Raw genomic sequence first — 24258 nt, 5'->3', positions numbered from 1 at the left:
TTTCTCTTCTATTATACTATAATTCCATATTTAGGAATATTGTTTTTTCATACAGACTTTGTAAGCTTATACTTTTCTTGTTATTCCCCCCATAATCATCTTATTAGTTATAAGTAAAGTCCCAATTCTTATCTTCCTATCTCTTCTTATCCATTCCTAACAATATGCTCCATATGAATAGGCAACTCATTCACTTTATCCTTTAGAAAATCTGGTTTCAAATTATATTCACTTACATGCTCTAAAGGTACCCATTGAAATACATACCTTTTGCCGTCTTCTTCAAGAAAGAAAGAATCCTCTCCCTTTGCAGGCAGCTCCAGTAAATTTACTTTATAATAAAAGCTGATTTCATGAAATTGATGTTCATCATATGTGAAAAAATTTTCAGCCATCCAAAGCAGTCTCTTCACATCAACATCTACTCCTAGTTCTTCCCTAAGTTCTCTTCTCACTGCCGATTCACTGCTTTCTAGCATCTGCACTCGTCCACCTGGTATATACCAGAAATCTTCCCCTTCATTTTGAATCATTAACATTTTATTATTATGTTTACATATCGCGCCGACTCGATAGTTAAAACACGTTTTTTCTGATTTGAATGTAAGATCCATTGTTATGTACCACCCTTATATGATTATTAGATTTAACTACTAAAATATTTCACTTGCAAATTTTGCTTATAAGCGATGATAATAGAAAACAATCCATTAAGCGCAAACAGGATAACTACTCCAATTGATAAATAAGCTAAATCTGGAGAAAACACATAAATCGCATGCCATGGAGAATCCGTACTATAAATGAGTACCGGAATTGTAGCGATAGATAGCACTAAGAAAATAATACCAGAAATGCACCATACGCTTCTTTTACGAATTTTTTTTGATTTCATCTTTATCAACAAATAAACGAGCATTACAAAAAGTAAACATATTACCCCAATTGTAACCAATTGAACAATAGGAGTATTTGAAGGTATATCAACTGGTTCATTTCCATTTATTACATTTATAATACCTTGCTTCAAATAGGAAAGTGCCTCTTCTTCCAAAATATGATTTTTATTGGTGAGAATCACACCGCCCCAACCCGTTTTCGGTATAAAAAACATTTCTGCATGTGAATCAGGGGTTGAGCCTGAATGCCATATCATTTTTTCATCAGAAACTGGATTTGTGATTCTTACCCCTAAGCCATAGTAGCGGTTTTCACCTGTTTGAACATGCGGTGATACATAAAGATTCATAGTATTTTCAGTTAAAAAATTGGCATTCTCTTGTCGGCTAAGGAATTTAATGTATTGAAGCATATCTTCTGCACTTGCCGTTATGTACCCATATGGTGCTCCTCCATTATCATATGTTACCGAACTTTTTCTAGGGATTCCAAACCATGACTGATAACCAGCAAGATATCCTTTTTTATATGCAGTATCATTATCAGCCGCGGCACTTTTCATACCTAATGGTAAAAATACTTCCTGCTTCATGTAGTCAGAATATGTTTGATTGGTAACTTCTTCAATAAGAGCACCAAGAATCAGGAAATTAGCATTACTATATTGATGCTTTTCTCCAGGTGAAACGGTAAGTGTAACATTTGATAGGTTTTCTACATTGTTTTTAATAGCATGAAAGTCTTTAGATTCTTTATCTGATATTGATAAACCAGAATACGTACTAATTCCACTTGAATGAGTAAGCAGATGTTTAATTGTTATGTTTGATGCTGCTTCTTTATCTTTAAGTGTAAACCATGGGATGTATTTTTGAACTGGATCTTCAAGGTCAACTTTACCTTCTTCCATTAATTTCATTATAGCTAAACCTGTTAATGATTTACTTATCGAACCTATAGTAAAGGGAGTTTCAGTCGTTACTTTTTCCTCAGTTTCTTCCGTTACACCCCATGCTTTAGAATAAAATAAATCATTTTCATGAACAATAGCAATCGAAGCTCCTGGAATTCGATGTTCTTTTAAAAAAGTTTCTACATAGTTGTCTATAGTATTCTTAATATCTTTTTCTGCGGAGACTTTCGAGGCTGGTAGAAATAAAATCACCACATTCCATAATAAGCATATAAAAATGACCATGAATTTTAGTATTTTCATATTAACATTCACCTGCTTATATTTACTTTTCTTATATAAAACACTATCAGCGTGGAAATTAGTATGGAAATAGAAACGCTGGTAATCATTAACAGAGAATTCCACCAAGAATTATCTGCTATCTGATACAAAATATTATAGTCAAACGAATTATTAGTATGTAGTGGATTAAATGATTCTGTTAAAAACATAGATAGTAAGAGTTGTGAAGTGAGGTAGGTAACAATTGAAGTAAGGAATCCAATCACAAATAAAATGCCTGTTCTATTTTTTGATTTTCGTATCTGTTTTATTTCAGAATGAAGATCAATTTCATTCATTTCTAAAAAATCTTTGATAAATGTTGTTGTATCTCCTAAATCATTTAGACTATCTTGGCCATGTTCACGACATTCTTGAATATGTTCTAAAAGTTGCTGTTTAATAACTTTTCTGTTCTTTGAACTTACTTTGTATTGTTTTAACTCTTCAAGAACTTCATTTAAGAATTGTGTTTCTTCCATATTCAATCTCATGTTCATTCGAAATGTTCTCCTTTCAAACCACTTTGCAGTAGGGATTTTATATCCTGTTGTAACTCCAACCACTCGTTGATTTTTTTCTGAAGATACATTTCCCCTTTTTCATTCATTTCATAATAAACTCTAACCTTACCACTTTCTGTCATTTCACGGTAAGTGTGAACCCATTCTTGATCTTTGAGCTTAGTCAAAATGGGATAAATGCTTCCTACTCCTTTCAGTTTTAAATTGTGTTTTTCTAACTCCTTCATAATTTCATATCCATAACTTTTACCCTTTGACAAAATAGATAACACACACATCTCTAAATGACCTTTAATTAAACTTGTTCTATCCATAGGATAAATTTAACAAAAATATATACTTCATTCAAGTATATATTTTGAAAATATTATTTTTTCTAAAAATAAGAGCGTACGCACAAAATTTCAAAGTCCCAAACGCATATAACCCCGTCTAAATTTAAGACGGGGCAAGAATATTTTTTTGAAATCTAAATTTTATTACACAATCATATCAGATCTTTTGGATTCCCAATTTAGCAGAATCTATTTCCTTGCAAAATTTTTTCTCTGCTTGATGAGTATATACTCTCATCATAATATCTCCTTCTGAAACCAAACCTCTAGCAATTCGGCCTCTCTTTCTCTTGATATACCTGCCTTTCGTTCTGTATCCTGTCTCGATTTCTCCCATTGATATACATCACAAATGGTATCTTCAATAGGCCTGAAAGAAAGATCAGCGTTAACAGCTTTTTCTATACTGATGAAAAAACCACCTTTCCACGGCTCTGTTTCCCCTTCTAATGGGAAAGTTTCAGGAATCCATAAAGGCATCTCCGTCCATGGCTGTACTTTATTCTCAATTAAAAATTGTTCTTCTACCCATACAAATTCAGCATCGCTATTTGTTACTGCTTTACAAGTATTTAATAGTTCTTCTATCGTCAATTCATTATTCGGCCCTGTTACATTAAACTTGCCTACTTTTCTGTTTTCTGCCATATCGAATGCCCAGGTTGCCACATCTTTCACGTCAATCAGTTGAACAGGACGGTCTGAACGCCCTGGCACCATTATTTTCCCACCCTGTGCTACACGCTGAACCCAGTACGGGAGTCGATCTGAATAGTCAAATGGTCCAACAAGAAGCCCTGCTCTTATATGCAAAACACGCCCCGGCCAATATTTTTCTACTTCTTCTTCGCATAAAACTTTAAGTGCTCCATAATACTCGTAAGGAGATATTTCCCCATCCTCAACCGCTTTCAACTTATCGCTAGGCGGCATAGGCTGTACACGATAGCCTTCCTTAATATGAAGTGGAATCCAATCTTTGTAAGTAGAGATACTTGATATAAATGTATAATGTTCGATGTTATCTCCAAGTACAGCAGCGATTTTTTTAATTTGATGAGGAGAAAATCCACATGTGTCCATTACAACATCCCATTTTCGATTTGCTAAACATGATACATCACTGCCTCTATCGCCGGTTAGCTGCTCTACTTCAGGAAATACATCTTTATTCGTGCCACGATTAAATAAGGTGACTTCATGCCCTCTTTTCAATGCTTCTTCTACTAAAGCTCTTCCTAAAAAACGAGTACCTCCTAATATAAGGACCTTCATAATTTTCCCCCATTCATTTTCATAACTTATAAAATTAGTATTCATTTTATATAACGATTTTCCTGGTTAAAAAGTTATGGGGGTGATGAAAAAAAGGTGCTTACTTATTATGCTCTATAAAAAATGTTGTTGCTTTTCTTCAATTCCCAAAGCCATGAAAATTAATGAAATTGCTAACATTTTTGACCTCTAAAATTTATAAATGTAACTATGTTTGCGAATAGGTGTGGTAATAGTTTCAAGAGAATTCCATTATACAAATATCCTTTTTCCAAACCACGATTTTAGATAGTAGGGCAAATAAACACTTCTATTAACATTTCCACAACCTATTAACTTCCACCAATTCCTGATCATGAAATTCCATTCTGTATATATCCGGTTTTGATGTATGTAGTAAAAAGTTCAAACCGTACTGATTGTCATAATATCCCATCATCAAAGTCATAACAGCTCCATGGGTGCCTAATACTACTTTCTGGCCCCGATAAGTCTTTAATAATTCTTTTAAAACTTTTATAGCTTGGTTCTGACAAACTGCATTAGACTCTCCTCCCTTTAAAGCGAAGTTTGGATCAGAAAATGATTTTTTTAACAAAGGTAATAATTCCTTATCAGATATTCGCTTGTCTTCAGCAGAAAAAACCCTCTCTTTTAGATCTTCAAATACTAAAACTTCTTGCCCTAAACGTTTAGCTAACTCCTGAATAGTTAGGATGGATCGGTGGTATGGGCTTGAAACAAAAACCTCAATACCTTCCCCTTGTAATATATCAGTTATTCGATAAGTATCTAATTTCCCTCTTTCAGTTAACCCTCTTGTTCTTTTATTTTCTTCTGTTTTTGGTGATTCGCCATGTCTCACCATGTAAATGAAAGTTTTCATAATACTTTTCTACATCTTCTTCACAAATAATACCCTGCTCCCTCCATCCCCATCATAATTTGTATGTACAGATACTCCATCTACTTCCCCATCACCTATTTCAATTTCAAATCCAATTTCTTGATGGAATTGAATTGATTTTTTATTTACCGGAGAAGTTACCGCTTTTACAATATGACGATTATTTGCGCGAGCTGCATCGAAAAAATAAGAGTATAATGTAGAAGCTATGCCCTTTCTTCGATGCTTTGGATTTACTCCAATAAAATGAACATATGCTTCATCGGTATATGTTTGTGAGAAAAATCCACATAAAAACCCTGTAATCTCCCCATCCTGCTCGATAATAAAACTTGTTTCTCGGAAATGAACGAAAAAAAGTTTCGGCAACATATCAGCCATATTTCTCCCGCCCCACCACTCATTAAGCACGGAATGAATCGTTACATAATCTTCGTCTTGAAGGTGTCTTACTTTCATTTCTCTCTTCCTCTCATCCTATTATTCCCCATTTTATCTATACTTCTGATTATTAGGTAAATACAAATATCTACTATTCTAAACCCCTTCCATTCTAATGAAAAACATCACTTTATAATATTTGCTATTTAAAACAATACTTCCTCCACGTCCTAAAACTTTGACATATAAAAACATTTTATATAAAATATTCTTAATAATTAGAATATTAAAAGCAAAAGAGGTGAACTGATGAATCAACAAAACTCTGTCCAGAAAAAAGCACTCATAGCTAGTTTAATTGGTAGTTCTATCGAATGGTTTGATTTCTTCTTATATGGAACTGCTGCTGCACTTGTATTTAACAAATTGTTTTTTGTAAACGAAGATCCTCTTGTCGCACTCATGCTTTCTTATCTTTCTTTTGGTATTCCATTTTTTATCCGTCCACTTGGAGGGATTATCTTTAGTCATATCGGTGACAAAATCGGAAGAAAAAAGACACTTGTGTTAACCCTATCTCTGATGGGAGGGGCGACAGTATGCATTGGTTTGCTTCCTTCATACGAAACTATCGGTATACTAGCTCCTATTCTTTTAATATTACTAAGAATTATTCAAGGATTAGGAATTGGCGGCGAATGGGGTGGTGCTTTACTATTAGCCGTAGAATATGCACCGAAGGAAAAAAAAGGACTTTTTGGTAGCATCCCTCAAACAGGTGTAACAATTGGAATGTTACTCGGAACTGCTGCGATCTCTTTCATGACAATGATTTCTGGTGATAAATTTGTAACGTGGGGATGGCGAGTTCCATTTATTTTAAGTGCCGTATTGGTATTCATAGGGTTATGGATTCGAAACGGATTAGATGAAACACCAGATTTCAAAAAAGCAAAAGAAAGCGGAAATATTTCAAAACTACCTATTGCTGACACTTTACGTCATCATTGGAAATCTGTACTTATCGCTACAGGAGCAAAGGTAGCGGAAACAGGTCCCTTCTATATTTTCTCGACATTCATTGTTTCTTATGGGACATCGCAGCTAAAACTACCCAATACAACTGTCTTAAACGCAGTTACAATCGCTATGCTCATTACTACTATTATGATTCCGATTATGGGAAAACTTTCAGATTCAATTGGAAGAAAGAAAATGTACATATGGGGCACGATTGCAATTCTCTTATATGCTTTTCCCTATTTCTTAATACTAAACCAAGGAACAACTTTCTCTATCATTCTCGCAACTGTTATCGGTTTAGGTATTTTATGGGCACCTGTAACCGCCGTATTAGGTACATTATTCTCTGAAATTTTCTCCACTCAAGTACGCTATACTGGCGTTACGCTAGGTTATCAATTAGGAGCTGCATTAGCTGGTGGGACAGCACCGATGATTGCTGCTTATTTAATGAATGTGTATAACAATTCTTGGGTTCCGGTAGCTTTATATATTGTACTTACTTGCTGCATTTCTTTAATCGCTATCACTGCCGTTTCAACAAAGCAAATTGCAGAAAATGTACAAAAGCAAGATATACAAGCCTAGTCAATTGGGGGATTTTCAACTCCCCCTTTTCTATTAAAAGGAGGATAATTGAAATGATTCATATTACAGAAGAAATGGTACAAGAAACTTATAAAATGAAAGATTGCTTGCAAGACGTCGAAAAGGCATTCCAGTACTATATGAACAATGAGATTACAACACCTGTAAGGCTAAATATACAACACTCTCAAGAAGAGGCAAACTCCCTTTATATGCCCTCTTATGTAGCTCCAATTGAATTTGCATCTACGAAAATCGTTAGTATCTTCCCTCAAAATACGCAAAAAGGGAAAAAAGCACTACAAAGCTTAATCGTTTTAACAGAAACAAATACTGGAGATCATGTCGCGACAATTGAAGCTTCCTATTTAACAACACTTCGCACAGGAGCAATGAGTGGTATTGCGACAAATCATTTCGCTCGTCAAGATGCTAGCATCTGCGTTGTCATCGGATGCGGCGCTCAAGCACTCGGGCAAATACAAGCTGTTATGGAAGTTCGTTCTCTAACTCGTATTCTCCTTGTAAACCGTACAATGCAAAAAGCATTTGAATTTAAAAATCAGTTACTCTCCTTATATCCAAATTGGAAAGGATCCATTGAAATTATGGAATCAGCTGACGAAGCTGTTGCAATGGCTGATATTGTCATTTGTAGTACCACCTCCACTACTCCTGTGTTTGATGGAAAATACATTAAACCTGGTACTCATATTAATGGAATCGGTTCTTACCAACCTCATATGCAAGAACTCGATTTCACTACATTACAGCGCAGCGATAAAATTATTGTAGATACATTAGAAGGTGTACAGCATGAAGCTGGTGATTTCTTGATTGCAAGCGAAAAAAATGAATGGGATTTTTCAAATGTACATAGTGAGCTCGGGGATATTATTTTAGGACATAAACAAGGACGTTCAAACTCTGATGAAATTACTCTATTTAAATCAGTTGGGGTAGCTTTTTTAGATACAGTGGTGGCTAGTTCGATCTATCAAAAATATATGGGAAAATCATCCTTAAAGTGATTCGTCACCATAACACTAGGGATTATTTATATAATGTGAGAAAGGCTGTGAAGTTGTTTGAGGGGTTATAAAGCAATGCTATTTGATTTAGATGATACCTTACTTGATAGGGATAAGGCAGTAGATAACTTGTTTTCAATTATTTTAGAGAAGTGCTATGGGGATGTTAAACAACATTCAGTAAAAAACGAAATGTTGCAGAAATTCAAAGAATATGATAAAAGAAGCTATGGCTACAGTGACAAAGTAAAAGTTTTGGAATCATTTTTTGATGAATTCCCACCAAAATATAGATTGCCACGGAATTACATTCAAGATTTTTGGAATAATAATTTTCCTCATTGTTTTTCTATAAACCAAAATACTATAAATATCATAAATACTATAAAGATGCATGTTAAAGTTGCAATTATAACAAATGGCTCAACTCAGAGACAAAAGGCTAAAATAATTAACACCAATTTAAATAGTTGTTTTGATATAATAATTATTTCTGAAGAAGTGGGATTTAGTAAACCTGACAAACGTATATTTGAATTAGCATTAAATAAGCTTAATGTGCAACCGGAAGCAGCATTATTCGTTGGAGATGACATAGAAAAAGATATTGGTGGCTGTCAAAATGCGAATATAAAGGGCATATGGTTCAATCCTTATATGATCAAGAATGACACCGAAATAAAACCATATGCCGAGATCAATTCTTTTGATAGATTATTAAGTTATTTTACATATTGGGGTCTCGCCACATCACCATCAAGCTAAGAAAAGCAAATACCCCAAAACACAAATTTCATCTCACTTTTTTGTTTTATAAGTTATTAATTTCTTTTAACACATGAAAATTTTTTATTTCAAGGTTCTGTTATCTTTCGTTGTTGATTTACTTTATTAAACTATTTGGAAGTTTTGTTGAACAAGTTGTAAATTTAACATTTTAAAGTAAGAGCATTTCTTTGTAATGAGAAATGCTTTTTATTTTTGTCAAAATTAAAAGGATATTTCAATAACAATAATAATATAATAAAAAACAATATGAATTTATTGTAAAACGATAAATCACATGATAAAATCATGTTGTCATTAAATAAGCGAGGTGCATTTTATGAAACAAGTTACGACACTCTTTTTAAAGCTAGCTGTTATTTTTATAGGAATCCCAGTTCTTGCATTGTGCATATTTTTGGTGCCTAAGTTCGGGAATTTTGCTGGAGAATTGTATCCAGATATTGCTTATATGAAATCTCTCGTTTTAATCGATATGTACGCGGCAGCCATACCTTTTTACTTTGCTCTGTATCAAGCTTTTAAACTTTTAAGCTATATTGATAAGAACCAAGCGTTCTCGGAATTATCGGTAAAGGCTTTAAAGAATATAAAATACTGTGCCATCACGATCAGTACCTTGTACTTGCTAGGTATGCCACTCTACTATCTCATAGCGGAAAGAGTTGACCCTCCAAGTATCATACCAATCGGATTGGTCATTATTTTCGCCTCTATGGTGATCGCCGTTTTTGCTGCTGTTCTCCAAAGACTTTTACAAGAAGCTATTAATATAAAATCAGAAAATGATTTAACGGTCTGAGGTGGAGAATATGGCAATTATTATTAATATTGATGTGATGTTAGCAAAACGAAAAATGAGCGTAACGGAGCTTTCGGAGAGGGTTGGGATTACGATGGCGAATCTTTCCATTCTGAAAAATGGGAAAGCAAAAGCGGTTCGTTTTTCAACATTAGAAGCGATATGTAAGACTTTGGATTGTCAACCAGGTGATATTTTGGAGTACAAAAGCGATGAAGACACTCAATAAAAACAGACAACAACTTTCTTCAACCAATGGGATTAGATAGTGAAATTAAGATGAAGGGATAGCGATTAAGCTATCCCTTCTCTGCGTTTATTATTGTTATTTAATTAGAGAATTCCATTGAGAAAAGGTTGATAGAACAAGCCAAAAGAGAAAAAAAGAAAGGGATTACCTATAAGGAACGTAGTAAACGGTTAAGTGGAATCAACGTGTATATTACGAACCTTTTTAGCAGCTTCTAACTTTCCTATCTTAATCCTCACACTCAGACATGATAAAGACTTCAATTCTAATTAATTCAATCTTTTAACACGTCTGTATTAAGATTTTCTCTAGAACACTCTTTCAACTGTTCAATAGCTATCTTTCGCGCATGTTCTTCACAATCTATCAAAGACAGCCCTTGAGACATAAAACTCCAAAACTCATATCCACAATCCTCCATCCACCGATAGACTTCCGTTGTATATAAGTCATCTTTTCGTTTTATTATTTGAACTTTATATTTTTTACTTGGAGAAAAAAACTCTGCTATTACCTGCTCCATAACTAAATTCACCCCTTTCAAATATTCATGTACAAGCAGTATAATTTCTATTTCAAAAAACACAAAAAGAACCATTTTGGTTCTTTTTATTTTTTAGAATCCTATTTTATACCTTTATATTCACTTATGTCCGCATCATGGAACGCCTCTCGCCATACATCAAATGTTTTACAGAGTTCCCTAGTACCCTTCTTATGTAGATGAACATACTTATACCCATATTCATCTCCTTTTTTATGACGAACTTGGTTATTTTTTTTTATTATAATTCTACCAGATCGGGTAACATCGTATTGTTCTTCATATCCTGTAACACTTCTTCTCTCTTCCACCATATCTTTCACCTCTAATAAATTGAGATTTTTTTAACTAGTTACATTTTTAAATCTGATTTATGAGTATTTATATTTTCATATTAACATAGACATCTATTCACTTATTAAAAATCTATCCTATCTTCAACTTATAAGCCAATTCATAAAATCTGCTTCTTATCTGTACAACAGGAAATACGAACAAAGGTGCTTTAGTTGAATAAAGCTTAAATATAGTATATAAAAACGTTTGGATAATCCCAAGCGTTTTTATATGCTAAATATACTATTATTTAATATGCAAATTGTGTTGCAAAATCATGCGCTATTTATACTGTGATTAGGCTTTTTCTCCATGTTATCTGAACTACTTACACCCAAACAGGTGGTGTTTTAAATATCGTTTATGAACATTTTACTTTAACAGAGCCAATACAAGTAGGACCGATCTATTTCGATCCTACTTGTAAATACTTTACATATTTCACTTACTTACTTACTTACTTACTTACTTACTTACTTACTTACTTACTTACTTACTTACTTACTTACTTACTTACTTACTTACTTACTTACTTACTTACTTACTTACTTACTTACTTACTTCTATTACCTTGGATGGGCTATAATTCCCCGCACTATCTCTTACTACTACGCTTACTCTCGTTCCCATTTTTTGTACTGGTATCTTAATTGAAAACTGTCCTTTTGAGTTTGCCTTTCCTTTACCAATAAGAGTTGAAGCCACTTTTACATTCACATCTGTATTAGGCTCAGTTGTTCCTGTTATCACTGTATCCTTACTGGTCAGTTTATTTACATTTGGGATAGTTGGAGGTGTTTTATCTAGTACGCTTATTGTTGTAAATGGGCTGCTATTGCCTGCACTATCCTTTACTATTACACTTATTCTTGTCCCTGCTTTTTGTAAAGGTATCACAATTGAGAATACTCCTTGTGAATTCGCTTTTCCTTTACCAATAAATGTCGTTCCAGATTTTACAGAGATACTAGAATTAGGTTCAGCTGTTCCTGTCACTACCTTATCTTTATCTGTGACCGCATTCACCTTTGGAGGTAAAGGTACACCTTTTTTCATAATGTACGCAGAAGAAATATAACCTACTAGTTTTTGATCTGCCGTTTTGACTGGATACCATACAAACTGATTATTACTGTTTAAAGATTCATCATATGCAAAGTTCCCCTGAATAATCAAGTTCGTATTTTTACTTAACGGCTTCCCACTTGATACGGAAGTGGGTTTGGATCTTAAGTTCACTCCATCTCTTGTTACAAGTACTTGGTCGCCTGTTTTAAGATGGTATGTAGAGGGATGTAAACCTGTTAGTGTGTACTCTTTCTTTTTAAATACAATATTTTTGCTAGTGTTAGGGTCATATTCGAAATCAGCTGTACGGAAAGGGAACTGTGCCAATTTCGTATCATTTAAAAAACTGTATTGTTCAAGAATAGCAAATACTTTTTCTTGATAAGCGTTTGAATTTTTCTGGCCATTAGCCTTATATAAAGGGCTATTTGCAGGTTTTGTTCCATTATAAGCCATAACAGGGAAGTACCAGTTTTCAATTCCTTCTGGTCCAGCAGACTTTATCTTAGGAAGATCCGTTCGCTGATACATACCACGAAGAACTTCAACACCCGCTTGAATATTATACTCAATATCGTATTTTAACTTTTGTTGATCGTACTTGGACTGATTTGTAATTTGCATAATCCCAATCCCACCGTCTTGCGCTATGATTGGCCGGCCGTTTCCATCAAATTGTTTCCAGCCACTTTCTTGTGCAGCCACAGCTTTTACAACTTCAGGAGGAACATTTGCTTTTAATGCTGCGTTCGTTAGTAAGCAATTCATGTGCTGACGAGAGGGATTTTGATTCGGCTTAATTTGACCGTACGGCCCACACGTAGATGCTGCAGAAGCGGGAACCTCTTCATAAGACCAACATAAAAGCATAAAACTAGTCAGTACCCCCGCTTTTAGTAAGTTTAATTTCATTCTGCCATTCTCCAATCTATGTAATAATCAATATTTATATAGTATATTTTACCATGATATATTATTAATTTTCTATAATATAATAATTAGTTTATTAAACTAACAAAATAAAACCAAATCTACAGAGGAACTAACTTTTTCATCTCATAAAACCCTATAATACATCTTTAACTGCAATATCTGTCCTTTCTATTTTACGTTTCAATTCCGATTTCCCTAGACAATTATCAGCGAAATAGAGCACGCATATCCAAAATAATACGTATACCACCGCCCACTCCGTAATAAGTAGACATTTCCATATCGTTAAAGATTATCACCTTCTTTTTACTCGTACTTCATCAGATAAAAGCAACTCTACAAACCACATACGTCCCTCTACCGATTCTACTTTTTGATTTGTATAATAAAATGCTGTAACCTTTTTTGCGTCTTCAGCTTCCTTCATTTCCACGCCCCGTACATTTAAAAATATAAACTAGCAAAATAATTAGTATTACTGGGTTATTAATCCAAACATTCTATTTGATTGATTAATATATTAATAGTAAATCGAGAAAAGGAGGTTTTTTATATGACTAAGCATACAAAATGTGCCTGCGAACAATTAGAAAGATTACAGTTAGGTACAGAAGTAGATGTTTTTCTTACAGGAACAACACTAGAGGATCTTATTTTTACTAACTTTAATCCAGATAATTTTTGCGCAACCTTTGTGGATAACACAACAGAACCTGGCTCTGTAATTGTTTTGGACTGTCGTGATATTCAAGCACTTAGAATTGAAGCTAATTAGAATAAACATAGGGCTTTGAAAAAAGCCCTATGTTACAATTCCATACGTATATTTCTATATAAATTATAAAACAATGGGCAGTGAAACAAACGCTATTTTTACATTAACTTACTTTTTTCAAATTGAAAGCGGGCTTTTTTACCGCTCCTTTTTTCACAACGTACAAACCAATAAATATAACAAGTCCGCCAAGCAATTGCATCGTATTTATTCTTTCTCCAATTGTTACTGCGGCAAAAATGACAGCAAACAACGGGACAAGATACATATAGACCATTACTTTTGTAGAGCCAATTTTGCTAATACCAACATACCACATCGCAAGTCCAAAGACTGTTGCAAAGAGGATTGAATAACCTAATGAACCCCAGCTTAACGTATCTGTCGGCCATGTTAGTGTATTTACGTTGAATAAACAATATACGACAAGTGGCACAATGCCAATTAATGTAGACCAAGATGTTACTCGCATTGCCGAATATTTTGTAATAAGTGGCTGTGCAAGAATTGGATACCAACCCCAAGCAATCGCAGCAACTAATCCAATTAGATTTCCAAGCCAAGCATACTCATATGTAGATTGATTCGTATGCCCTGTTAATAAAACAAGTGCTGCGCCGCTAAAGGATAATAAAGAACCGATTTGAATCTTCATCGAAAAACGTTCTTGTTTGTGTAACACTGCTAAAATCCCTGTAAAAATAGGTGACATCGCAATTAATAGTGACGCATTTGTTGCTGATGTATATTTTACAGATAACATAAATAATGTTTGATACAATGTTGTTCCAACTATCCCAACCACTAATAATCTTAACCAATCTTTTCTCTCAATTCGTAGCGATCGTTCCATAAAAAATGTAATCAATAATAATACCGGAGATGCAACTAAAAATCGTAAACTATTAAATTGAATGGATGACATATACGCCACTCCATATTTTCCAATTGTATAATTCGCTCCCCATACTAAAGCAACTGATATTAGGAGCCATTCCATTTGCCATCGTTTCATCCGAATCTCCCCTTCCACTACCTTAGCATAGTAAAATTGGCTGGATACCACACCGTCCAATTGGCTGTTTTTTTACCCAGCCAATTTGTTATAATGAAACTAGATAAAGAATAAGGGGACGTTATACATGGAATGGAAGTTAGATAATGACAGCAAGATTCCGATTTATCAACAAGTTGTTGATTTTATTGAAAGACGTATTATGTACGGAGAGCTTCCTCCTGGTAGTTTTCTCCCTTCGGAACGAAAATTAGCAATCCAACTGAATGTAAACAGAAGTACTGTTACAACTGCTTATAATGAACTGCGTGCTATGGGAATTGTGGACAGCACAACTGGAAGAGGTACACGTGTAAGTACACATATGTGGGGCGTTTCTCCAACATTAACACCGAACTGGAGAGGATTCGTAGAAGGTGGTACTTTTTTACCAAATTTACCACTACTTCGACATATTCGGGAACAAGTCCAGCAAAATGAAAATATAATTGATTTCGCAAATGGAGAACTTGGTTGTAACCTGTTTCCCCATGAACAGTTACAAAACATTTTACGTGAGCAACCTTTAACGCAATCACTTAGCTACGATCATCCACTAGGCTATCTACCATTAAGACAAGCGGCAGCGAAATATATGAGAGATTATCTAAAAATTGAAGCAACAGAGCAATCGATTATGATTACTTCTGGGGCACAACAAGCGCTTCATCTTATCGTTCAATGCTTATTAAACCCAGGTGATGCAGTCGCTTTTGAAAGCCCCTCACATTGCTATTCATTACCCCTCTTCCAATCAGCGGGGATTCGTATTTTCCCGTTACCTGTTGATGAACATGGAGTGAATCCTGAAGATGTGCATGAACTATATCGAAAGCACCGAATTAAAATGATTTTTTTAAATCCAAATTTCCAAAACCCAACAGGTACGATGCTTCATCCAAATCGAAGAAAAAAACTTTTATCGTTATGCGCAGACCTACGTATTCCAATCGTTGAGGATGATCCATCTAGTTTATTAACATTAGCAAATAAACAGCCTTGCCCTACTTTAAAATCCATTGATGAAAATGGAACCGTCATCTATGTGCATTCACTATCCAAAATGATTGCACCTGGCCTTCGCATCGGTTGGCTTGTTGCTCCACAGTCAGTAGTAGAACGGTTATCAGATGCACGGCATCAAATGGAATTAGGACTGAGTATATTTCCTCAATGGCTCATGCAGCAATTTTTTGAAACTGTTCCATTTGATACGCATATAACGCAATTACGCAATCAGTTAGCACAAAAAAGAGATGTCATTGTCGATGCCCTAAATTATTATCTTCAAGATAAGATTTCTTTTTCAAATCCTAATGGCGGGATTTACATATGGGGAAAATTAAAGGAGCCTATTAACGAAAAACAGCTTATAATGCAAAGTTTAAAACAGCAAGTAGCCTTTATGCCTGGCAGTATTTTTGGAGCAAAAGATGGCTATATTCGGTTATCGTATGGGAAAGTACATATCAATCAAATAGAGGACGGAATTTCTCGTTTACATACCGCCATTGAATTTTGTCAAAAATAAAAAAACATTTTTCATGGAGCATTAACGCTCCATGAAAAATGCTTTAGACTACGGAAACAAGTATGAAACTATAACAAATAACTGTGGACTGAAAAGGTGCTTTCTAGACGTGAAAACACCTTTTTGTTACTATAATCAAATGTGATTTACTTAAAGTTTTTATTTTTAGAAATTCATAAGCGCATTTTTTTCAAAAATAGTCCACCTCAGTTAGATATTTACAAAACATTAAGAAATTTTATCGTTGATTTTTATTACTATAAAAATTATACCATATTTGCTACAAACACTAACTATTAGCATAAAACTACTTATCAAAAGTAAATCTGATTTATATGAGCTAAAATGATATAAATGAATATTCTCAACTTGAACGTATTATAAAAAACATCTATCCTATATTTTTTTATAATTTGTTTTTAATAAACTCTTAAAATCTAGTTCAGCGATTACTACACTTAATAATATAAGAGTTGCACCTAAATAACCTTTAGCTGTGAGAGTTTCACCTGTGAAAACGAAAGCAAAACCCGCTGAAAAAACAGGTTCTAATGAAAAAATAAGACCTGTATGTGTAGGACTCGTATATTGCTGTGCAATGATTTGAACAATGAAAGCCATTGCTGTACAAAATACGCTTAATACTAAGATTGAAAACCATGATTCAACAGTACTAGGAAGTTTAGGATTTTCCATAAACATTGAGAAAATACTACTAAATAGACCGACAAAACCAAGTTGTAAAACTCCAAGGCTAATTGAATTAACCTGCTTCGTTATTGTTCCAGTAATAATGATATGGACTGCATAAAATAGCGCACATAAAATACATAATATATCGCCATAACCTATTTTTAATTGGCTATTTAACGTTAATAACCCTATCCCTACTATTGTTAAAACAACTCCCAATATAACTTTTTTTTCAGGTCTTTGTTTTAAAAAAATAGATGATAATACTGGAATAAATATCACTGTAAGACTCATTAAAAAACCAGCATTAGAAACCGATGTATACTTTGTACCAAAAGTCGCAAAAATATAAACTATAAACAAGATAACAGCTAATATAAAAGCATATTTAATAGTTCTAAAATCAATTTTGATTAAATGCTTATAAAACACTATACCTGACAAAAGAAAAGCAATAATAAAACGTAATGAGATTAAATTATATTCTTGCATGTAATTGAGGCCAACTTTTGTAAGTAAGATGGATGCCCCCCAAAAAAATGTAACCAATAGTAACATTAAATCCGCCTTTAATTGTATTTTCATCTCTATTCCCTCGTTAGTTTTTAACTTTTAGCATATTTCATCATTTATTAAGGTTACTATACACCTTTTGAATACAGACATGAGCTGCCAACCTAAGGATTTTTAACCATGCCTATTTGGAGAAAAATCATTGTATCTAATGATTTCGCTATTTCTAATTCTCTCTATTTAGAAGTTATAATTACTTTCCCAATCATTTATCTAACTTTTTATTTTAAATATTCGAAATAATCATTTTAGAATATTCCCTCCCCTATAGTTAATATTTTTAAGTATTTATACAGAACTGTATGTTGATTTATCGAATATATTTTGTCTAATTCTACTTTAATCCCCGATACTTAGCTGTCGTCAATTCTTGTATGTACGCATCAATCTCAGGCATTTCTTCTTCTCTAGCCAATCGGATCGCAAGCTCTATATCATAAGGAACTCTTACAAGTTGAATTGAGAAACTTGCTGCCTCTTTTTGGCCATATACGCCTTCAAAAATCAAATAAGAGGCTTGCGTAATCTCAAGTGGGTTACCCACACTTCCTGCATTACACAAAGTTTTCCCACGAAAATTTTGCACATAAGCTTGATGAATATCTCCGTAGCAAACGACATCCGGTTTCCTTTCACCTTCAATGTTTTCTGTAAGATTACTATTTTCAAATAAACTAACACGTTGTTCCATTGGAGCTCCGGGCTGAACTCTTTCATATAGGCTTCTAGGTGATGCATGGAACATTCTAATTAGTTTCCCACTCATTATAAATTCAATTGAAAATGGTAATTCCCTTAAATAATTCCGCTGCTGTTCTGATAATTGTTTTTGATGCCATTGTAATGTTTCGAAATCACTAGGCTTTGTAATAAAATCATCCCAATTTCCCATTACAACATGCTCACATTCTTTCCGAATAATCTCAATTGCTTCACTAGAATGTGGTCCTTTCCCTACTAGATCACCTAAGCACACAATACGTTCTATCCCTTTTAGTTTGATGTCTTTAAGAACTGCTTCTAAAGCAGGAATATTACCATGAATATCTGAAATAACCGCTATTTTATCCAAATCAACACCCCCAACTATTCTATATTTATTATATCTTTATTAAAAGATTTATACCAATTTGGAATATAAGAAGTAAAATCATTCTGATCGTCTACAATCCGCTTCAACCTCCCCTTCATTCCATCTAATAAATTTGGTGTTACTTTATGTGCCCAAACAATATCTGCTGGAAAAATCATCGCTGCATACAGTGAATATAGTTTCCAAAAATGAAGTGACGGCTCCCCATCACAATACCCATGGACTTGTCCAACAGCAAATGGTTCACTTATATCAATTGTAAACAAGGCCGTTTTATAAAAATCATGAATGGGATCCCCAAAATCAAACCTCGCAAAATCGATTACTGAACGAAATTCATTATGATGAATCATAATATTTGCTGGGTGAAAATCATCATGCAGAAACACAGTAGGACGATTTCGCAATAAATTCTTATGATTTTCTACAAAGGTTAACACCGATTGCAAGTCAATAAAATCCACCTCGTATTCCACTAATAATTGCAAATATCTCTCGTATTTATTCCATCGAGCTGTTTCCCAAGATTCTTCTACATTCTTTTTCTTCACTGTATGAATTGTCTTTAAGACTTCTCCTGCCCTTTTTCCAGCCAAATATTGCTCTTTCTCAGTCAACTTTCCAAGTATATCTTCACCATCTTCTCCGTTAACCCATTCAAATACTTGTACACATTGATTTAATCTAACAAGCCTTATAAAATGAACTGGTTTTGGTATTGGTATACCTAATGATTCAAAATGACGCGTATATTCATATTCTTCGCGCTTACGTTCACTAGTTGACATATCACACACTTTAATAAAATAGCGTTCATCATTTTCTAATTCAATTTTATATTTTTTATCAAATGAAAAACCTTTTGGAATCAAAGTACATTTTACTATACGAGGACAATCCAATTGTTGTTCTAACTCCCTTAGCACCTCTTCCACATAGACCACTCCAATTAATATATGTATACATTCCCTAAAATTTGTTGTTTTTTCTTCTGTGTATTTGCTCCTTGAAGTTCAGCAGCAAAAGGAAGTTCTCCATATTTTAACAAACATTCTTGCACGAACCCTTCACCAATAGGTTCACAAAACTGCACATTTACATTTTCAAGCAATACACTTTGACAAAGCGCATTCCATTCTTGATGAATTTCAGGTAAAGTCACTTGTACTTCGAGTATCTCTTTCCATCTTTCTACTGTTGCACGTGCATTTTTCACAGCATAATATATTGTCTGAATTTCTTTTACCTCGTTGCTATGCGGGACAATGACGCCCACTTCTTGTAAATCGAATCTCCTACTCTCATCAGATTCTTCCCACTGTATAAAGAAAGGTAATTTCGGTCCACTATCTTCCTGTTCCACAAATAACATTTTCCATTCGATAAGATGACCGTCATTTCTCATTCGTTTTCCTTCAAACGGCCCTTTAACTTGTAACCCTTTTTCCATGAACCTTACCGCAAGTTCTTCAATATGATCTGTACGAAGAGCAATTTGCAGCATTCCTTCTCTATCTCGTAATTTCTCTACAGTTTCCTGAACAAGTGGATTATCCGCTTGTTTCGCTGTATCTTCATGTTGCACTGCTAAAAATTCAATATAAGATAAGTCAAAATAACATAAACTATTCCATGTCCCCCAGTTTGTATGTTCTCCGCCCTGTACCGTATGAAATCCAAGCTCCTCCATTCGCTTTTCTGCTTCCTTTGGTGTGCACCTAACGGTATGAACGAGATGATCAAATGCTAACATAATTTTCCCCTCCCTTTATTTACATCCTTTTATTATATAACTGTTCTGTTATTTCAATCAATTTAAAAAACTTTTAAAACCCAGTTGCTTTATGAGATTAATATGCATTATAATAATAAAAAATTAACGTTAAGCTGATTGGAAAAACCAAAGGCTCTTTTCTCACTCGAGAAAAGAGCCTTTTTGTTTATTATTACAGGGGGATTTTATATGCAAAAATTAATTGTCTTTGCTATTATTGGTTTTTTTGCTCAACTGATTGATGGGGCACTTGGAATGGCTTACGGAGTAACGTCTTCCTCATTATTATTAATGTTTGGCATTGCACCTGCTGTCGCTTCCGCATCCGTTCATTTAGCTGAAGTTGTTACCACTGCAGCTTCTGGCGTATCTCATATTCGATTTGGAAACGTTGATAAATACACTGTTTCCAGACTAACATTACCAGGTGCAATTGGTGCTTTTGTTGGTGCTTGTTTTTTAAGCAATTTACCGGGTGATTTAATTAAACCGTACATTTCTATCTTTTTATTTACTTTAGGTGTCTATATTTTATTACGATTTATTATTCAAAAACAAATTGTCCAATCAAATAAACGTATGTCTGGTAAGCAACTTATACCACTCGGATTGTTTGCGGGATTTGTTGATTCAACTGGTGGAGGTGGCTGGGGACCTATCACTACACCCGTACTTCTCGCACGTGGAAATGAAGCAAGAAAAGTCATTGGTTCCGTTGATACGAGTGAGTTTCCTGTCTCATTAGCTGCAACTATTGGATTTTTCATTTCATTAGGCTGGGAACAAGTAAGCTGGTTTTGGGTATTTGCTCTTATGCTCGGCGGCATTATCGCCGCTCCAATCGCTGCATGGTTAGTACGAATTGTACCTTCACATTTACTTGGGGTACTCGTTGGTGGACTGATTATTTTTACAAATATCCGGACACTGCTTACATCATTTAAAGTGGATCCAACAATTATTAACCTTTCCTATATTGCAGCGGGTCTTGTCGTTATCATTGCACTTTTCATTTCGGTTAGAAATCACTCCCAGCTTACAAAACAAAACGTTGGATATACGACTGGACAAAAACGAGTTTTGCCTTAAAACAGAAATAATTATAAAGTGGTGTGAAATACTACGGTAAGCAAATGATAAGTTTGCTTACCTTTTTTAATCTCTTTAGCACTCTTTATTTTGCTTATAATCAATGTCGAATTTATTTTTCTGAATTTTCTTTTAATTTTAGAGGATTTTCCATATCTTTTTGCGAAACATTTGTATAACAATTTTTTCTTCATTTTTTTACATATCACGTAGGTTCGGGTGGAATTTTGAAACGTTTCCTATACAATAACCGATTTTTTTTGATATTTTCCTACAAAAATCCCTTGCAATATTTTCAGAAACTAATTACAATTGCCATATATTAAAAATCACAGCAATAAATAAATCCTCATCAATCCGATGAGGTAGAGGTTGCGGCTTTTATTAGTAGAACGGATTAGACACAGAGAATGTCAATGACTCCGTTTGAAAGGAAATGCTGCCGAAGTTTGTATTTCTTCTCTGGAAGTACGAGCTGGGGCTGTCTCCAAACAGGAACAGAACTGTCACGTTTACAAAGTACCGTGTAAACGTGGGGTGCTATCTTAACGGAAGGGTATGATGGGGTGGTTATTTGTGAAACGTTCCGCCAAATTCCTTTGGCGGTTTTTTGTATTTTTCTCCCCGTTCCTTCCTAATCTTACAAGAAAAGGAGTGTTGAACATGAATAGCGCAACGAATCAAGCTACCTCTACAAAACAATCTACACAAGGACAAGGTGAATTAAGACGCGGGTTAAAATCTCGTCACCTTACGATGATTTCTCTCGGCGGTACAATCGGTACCGGACTATTTCTTGCAAGTGGTGGTGTCATTCACACAGCAGGGCCTGGCGGAGCTCTCATCGCATATGCGGCAATCGGAATTATGGTTTACTTCTTAATGACAAGTTTAGCTGAATTAGCAGCTTACATGCCTGTCACTGGATCTTTTAGCACATACGCGACAAAATTTGTCGATCCATCACTTGGATTTGCACTCGGCTGGAATTATTGGTATAACTGGGCAATTACCATTGCCGCTGAACTTGCAGCCGTAACATTAATTATGAAGTTTTGGTTCCCAAATACACCTTCCCTTATTTGGAGTGGCCTTTGTTTAGTCATTATGTTTCTTTTAAATTACTTATCTGTTAAAGGGTTTGGTGAAGCGGAATATTGGTTCGCACTTATTAAAGTAGCTACTGTTATTATCTTTTTAATCGTTGGATTTATGATGATTTTTGGTATTATGGGTGGCGAACCTGTTGGATTTAAAAACTTTACTGTTGCAGATGCACCATTTAACGGTGGTATTATGGCAATTATCGGTGTATTTATGGCTGCTGGTTTTTCATTCCAAGGAACTGAATTATTAGGTGTAGCTGCTGGTGAAACTGCCGATCCAGAGCGTAGCATTCCAAAAGCAATTCGCTCAATCTTTTGGCGTATTCTATTATTCTACATCTTTGCAATACTTGTTATCGGTTTATTAATTCCGTATACAACTGAAAGTCTTGCAGCTAGCGATGTAACAGTAAGTCCATTTACACTTGTATTTGAAAAAGCAGGAGTTGCATTTGCCGCTTCTGTTATGAACGCAGTTATTTTAACTGCAGTTTTATCTGCTGGTAACTCAGGTATGTACGCATCAGCTCGTATGCTTTGGGATTTAGCAAGACAAGGAAAAGCACCGAAATTTTTAGGTAAATTAAATAGCCGCGGCGTACCTGTTAACGCGTTAATCGCAACTTCAGTAGTTGGCTGTGCCGCTTTCCTAGCTTCCTTATTCGGCGACGGTGTTGTATATATTTGGTTATTAAATGCATCTGGAATGTCTGGATTTATTGCATGGGTCGGAATTGCTATTAGTCATTATCGTTTCCGAAAAGCATATATTGCACAAGGAAAAGATTTAAATGATTTACCGTATAAAGCAAAATGGTTCCCATTTGGTCCAATCTTCGCATTTGCACTTTGTGTCATTGTCATTTTAGGACAAAATTACGGAGCATTTATAGGCGAGTCTATCGATTGGAATGGTGTACTTGTTTCCTATATCGGCTTACCTCTCTTCCTTGCGATGTGGTTAGGATATAAATTTACAAAGAAAACAAAAGTAATTCCTCTTGATAAATGTGAACTTTAAGTGATAAAAGGCCAGCAAACATCAATCATGTTTGCTGGCCTTTTTTATTGGAATGAATCCTTCACATTCAAAGGATATGTTTTCTTTATGTCGAATGGTTTACTGCATAGAGGAATTATTAAAAAAAGGGTGGGATTAAAATGAACGTCGCGTTAGAAATTGTCTCCACTGAACAACTTAAAATATTAAAGAATTTTTATGCTCTATATTTACATGATTTATCCGAATTCTCCCCTACCCTTCATCCAAATGAAAATGGATTTTTTGAATTTGATGCTTTTGAACTTATTTGTAACCGAGATGAGCTTTCTCCTTATTTCATTACATATGAAGAAAAATATGTCGGGTTTCTTCTATTCGCGAAACCACCATTCACAGCACCTGAAACAGACTGCTGCATTAACGATCTTTTCATATTAAAAGCGTACCGCGGAAAAAGGATAGCAGATCAAGCAATTTTAGAACTTTTAAAACAGCACAAAGGAACCTATTATGTAATGCAATTAAAAAACAATAAAACAGCGGTGAACTTTTAGAAAAAGTTCTACCAAAAGAATGTGATAAAGTATCAAGAAGTTGAGAAAATAAGTGATGATGAGTTATGCTTAACACAAACATTTACGGTTCCA

General features: G+C 34.5%; 26 protein-coding genes and 1 riboswitch. Of the genes, 10 read left to right on the top strand and 16 right to left on the bottom strand.

Annotated elements, in window-relative coordinates; translation table 11 throughout:
- Window positions 1–146: 146 nt before the first annotated feature.
- From MHH71_RS01220 to MHH71_RS01190, 7 genes are all read right to left on the bottom strand, one after another.
- On the bottom strand, window positions 147–614 hold the full coding sequence (locus tag MHH71_RS01220; protein WP_033798955.1) for an NUDIX hydrolase: 468 nt from the start codon (window positions 612–614) through the stop codon (window positions 147–149).
- Window positions 615–646: 32 nt separating this feature from the next.
- Window positions 647–2116: a serine hydrolase domain-containing protein gene (locus tag MHH71_RS01215; RefSeq protein WP_033798954.1), complete on the bottom strand. Its 1470-nt coding sequence runs from the start codon at window positions 2114–2116 to the stop codon at window positions 647–649.
- 8 nt (window positions 2117–2124) lie between these two features.
- Window positions 2125–2637, bottom strand: a complete 513-nt coding sequence (locus MHH71_RS01210) for a hypothetical protein (RefSeq protein ID WP_033798953.1) — start codon at window positions 2635–2637, stop codon at window positions 2125–2127.
- The gene (locus MHH71_RS01205) at window positions 2634–2975 is read right to left on the bottom strand and encodes a PadR family transcriptional regulator (RefSeq protein ID WP_006095208.1); all 342 of its coding nucleotides are present in this window, start codon (window positions 2973–2975) and stop codon (window positions 2634–2636) included. Before MHH71_RS01205 ends, MHH71_RS01210 begins: the two co-directional genes overlap by 4 nt.
- Before the next feature lie 258 nt (window positions 2976–3233).
- The gene (locus MHH71_RS01200) at window positions 3234–4271 is read right to left on the bottom strand and encodes an SDR family oxidoreductase (protein WP_033798952.1); all 1038 of its coding nucleotides are present in this window, start codon (window positions 4269–4271) and stop codon (window positions 3234–3236) included.
- Window positions 4272–4584: 313 nt separating this feature from the next.
- Window positions 4585–5157, bottom strand: a complete 573-nt coding sequence (locus tag MHH71_RS01195; protein ID WP_033798951.1) for a histidine phosphatase family protein — start codon at window positions 5155–5157, stop codon at window positions 4585–4587.
- A 9-nt stretch (window positions 5158–5166) separates the two neighbouring features.
- Entirely contained in the window at window positions 5167–5637 is a 471-nt protein-coding gene (locus MHH71_RS01190) for a GNAT family N-acetyltransferase (protein ID WP_003198267.1), read from the bottom strand.
- Between the two features lie 231 nt (window positions 5638–5868).
- Here MHH71_RS01190 and MHH71_RS01185 point away from each other — a divergent pair, with 231 nt between their 5' ends.
- The 5 genes from MHH71_RS01185 (at window position 5869) to MHH71_RS01165 (ending at window position 10018) form a co-directional block, all read left to right on the top strand.
- Window positions 5869–7170, top strand: a complete 1302-nt coding sequence (locus MHH71_RS01185; protein ID WP_006095205.1) for an MFS transporter — start codon at window positions 5869–5871, stop codon at window positions 7168–7170.
- 53 nt (window positions 7171–7223) lie between these two features.
- Window positions 7224–8201, top strand: a complete 978-nt coding sequence (locus MHH71_RS01180; RefSeq protein ID WP_006095204.1) for an ornithine cyclodeaminase family protein — start codon at window positions 7224–7226, stop codon at window positions 8199–8201.
- Window positions 8202–8276: 75 nt separating this feature from the next.
- Complete coding sequence (locus MHH71_RS01175; RefSeq protein ID WP_006095203.1) at window positions 8277–8966, top strand: HAD family hydrolase; 690 nt, start codon at window positions 8277–8279, stop codon at window positions 8964–8966.
- Between the two features lie 340 nt (window positions 8967–9306).
- Entirely contained in the window at window positions 9307–9789 is a 483-nt protein-coding gene (locus MHH71_RS01170; RefSeq protein ID WP_003198256.1) for a DUF2975 domain-containing protein, read from the top strand.
- 10 nt (window positions 9790–9799) lie between these two features.
- Window positions 9800–10018: a helix-turn-helix domain-containing protein gene (locus tag MHH71_RS01165; protein WP_004434885.1), complete on the top strand. Its 219-nt coding sequence runs from the start codon at window positions 9800–9802 to the stop codon at window positions 10016–10018.
- 295 nt (window positions 10019–10313) lie between these two features.
- Here MHH71_RS01165 and MHH71_RS01160 read toward each other — a convergent pair whose 3' ends face one another.
- The 4 genes from MHH71_RS01160 to MHH71_RS01145 form a co-directional block, all read right to left on the bottom strand.
- Entirely contained in the window at window positions 10314–10562 is a 249-nt protein-coding gene (locus MHH71_RS01160) for a hypothetical protein (RefSeq protein ID WP_029426850.1), read from the bottom strand.
- Window positions 10563–10663: 101 nt separating this feature from the next.
- Window positions 10664–10897, bottom strand: a complete 234-nt coding sequence (locus MHH71_RS01155) for a 3-ketosteroid-delta-1-dehydrogenase (RefSeq protein WP_206777239.1) — start codon at window positions 10895–10897, stop codon at window positions 10664–10666.
- Window positions 10898–11468: 571 nt separating this feature from the next.
- A complete protein-coding gene (locus MHH71_RS01150; protein ID WP_006095200.1) occupies window positions 11469–12899 on the bottom strand; it encodes an Ig-like domain-containing protein in 1431 nt (476 codons plus the stop codon).
- A 316-nt stretch (window positions 12900–13215) separates the two neighbouring features.
- The gene (locus tag MHH71_RS01145; protein WP_255261188.1) at window positions 13216–13347 is read right to left on the bottom strand and encodes a hypothetical protein; all 132 of its coding nucleotides are present in this window, start codon (window positions 13345–13347) and stop codon (window positions 13216–13218) included.
- A 126-nt stretch (window positions 13348–13473) separates the two neighbouring features.
- Between MHH71_RS01145 and MHH71_RS01140 the strand changes: the two genes are divergently transcribed.
- On the top strand, window positions 13474–13695 hold the full coding sequence (locus MHH71_RS01140) for a hypothetical protein (RefSeq protein WP_003198239.1): 222 nt from the start codon (window positions 13474–13476) through the stop codon (window positions 13693–13695).
- A 103-nt stretch (window positions 13696–13798) separates the two neighbouring features.
- Here MHH71_RS01140 and MHH71_RS01135 read toward each other — a convergent pair whose 3' ends face one another.
- Window positions 13799–14710 carry a DMT family transporter gene (locus MHH71_RS01135; RefSeq protein ID WP_033797787.1) on the bottom strand — a complete coding sequence of 304 codons (912 nt, stop codon included), beginning with the start codon at window positions 14708–14710 and terminating at the stop codon, window positions 13799–13801.
- A gap of 127 nt (window positions 14711–14837) precedes the next feature.
- On the opposite strand from MHH71_RS01135, the gene pdxR reads away from it, so the two are divergent.
- Window positions 14838–16280: a MocR-like pyridoxine biosynthesis transcription factor PdxR gene (pdxR, locus tag MHH71_RS01130; RefSeq protein WP_006095197.1), complete on the top strand. Its 1443-nt coding sequence runs from the start codon at window positions 14838–14840 to the stop codon at window positions 16278–16280.
- A gap of 396 nt (window positions 16281–16676) precedes the next feature.
- On the opposite strand, the gene MHH71_RS01125 is transcribed toward pdxR, so the two are convergent.
- The 4 genes from MHH71_RS01125 to MHH71_RS01110 all read right to left on the bottom strand — a co-directional run bounded on the left by MHH71_RS01125 (window position 16677) and on the right by MHH71_RS01110 (window position 20392).
- A complete protein-coding gene (locus MHH71_RS01125; protein ID WP_006095196.1) occupies window positions 16677–17558 on the bottom strand; it encodes a DMT family transporter in 882 nt (293 codons plus the stop codon).
- Window positions 17559–17880: 322 nt separating this feature from the next.
- Complete coding sequence (locus MHH71_RS01120; protein WP_003198232.1) at window positions 17881–18618, bottom strand: metallophosphoesterase family protein; 738 nt, start codon at window positions 18616–18618, stop codon at window positions 17881–17883.
- A 14-nt stretch (window positions 18619–18632) separates the two neighbouring features.
- Window positions 18633–19574 (bottom strand): aminoglycoside phosphotransferase family protein, encoded by a 942-nt coding sequence (locus MHH71_RS01115; protein ID WP_006095195.1) that lies wholly within the window; start codon window positions 19572–19574, stop codon window positions 18633–18635.
- A gap of 14 nt (window positions 19575–19588) precedes the next feature.
- On the bottom strand, window positions 19589–20392 hold the full coding sequence (locus MHH71_RS01110; RefSeq protein WP_006095194.1) for a VOC family protein: 804 nt from the start codon (window positions 20390–20392) through the stop codon (window positions 19589–19591).
- A 210-nt stretch (window positions 20393–20602) separates the two neighbouring features.
- Here MHH71_RS01110 and MHH71_RS01105 point away from each other — a divergent pair, with 210 nt between their 5' ends.
- The 3 genes from MHH71_RS01105 to MHH71_RS01095 all read left to right on the top strand — a co-directional run bounded on the left by MHH71_RS01105 (window position 20603) and on the right by MHH71_RS01095 (window position 24165).
- The gene (locus MHH71_RS01105) at window positions 20603–21502 is read left to right on the top strand and encodes a sulfite exporter TauE/SafE family protein (RefSeq protein WP_018767511.1); all 900 of its coding nucleotides are present in this window, start codon (window positions 20603–20605) and stop codon (window positions 21500–21502) included.
- A gap of 358 nt (window positions 21503–21860) precedes the next feature.
- Window positions 21861–22053, top strand: a riboswitch (Lysine riboswitch).
- A 112-nt stretch (window positions 22054–22165) separates the two neighbouring features.
- Entirely contained in the window at window positions 22166–23629 is a 1464-nt protein-coding gene (locus MHH71_RS01100; protein ID WP_018767512.1) for an amino acid permease, read from the top strand.
- A 140-nt stretch (window positions 23630–23769) separates the two neighbouring features.
- A complete protein-coding gene (locus MHH71_RS01095) occupies window positions 23770–24165 on the top strand; it encodes a GNAT family N-acetyltransferase (protein ID WP_006095193.1) in 396 nt (131 codons plus the stop codon).
- Window positions 24166–24258: the final 93 nt, after the last annotated feature.

Origin of the sequence: Bacillus sp. FSL H8-0534, assembly GCF_038005885.1 — a bacterium.
In the GTDB taxonomy this organism is placed as follows: domain Bacteria; phylum Bacillota; class Bacilli; order Bacillales; family Bacillaceae_G; genus Bacillus_A; species Bacillus_A pseudomycoides.
The sequence above is the reverse complement of the archived record's forward strand: the minus strand, read 5'-3'. Positions and strand labels throughout refer to the sequence as shown.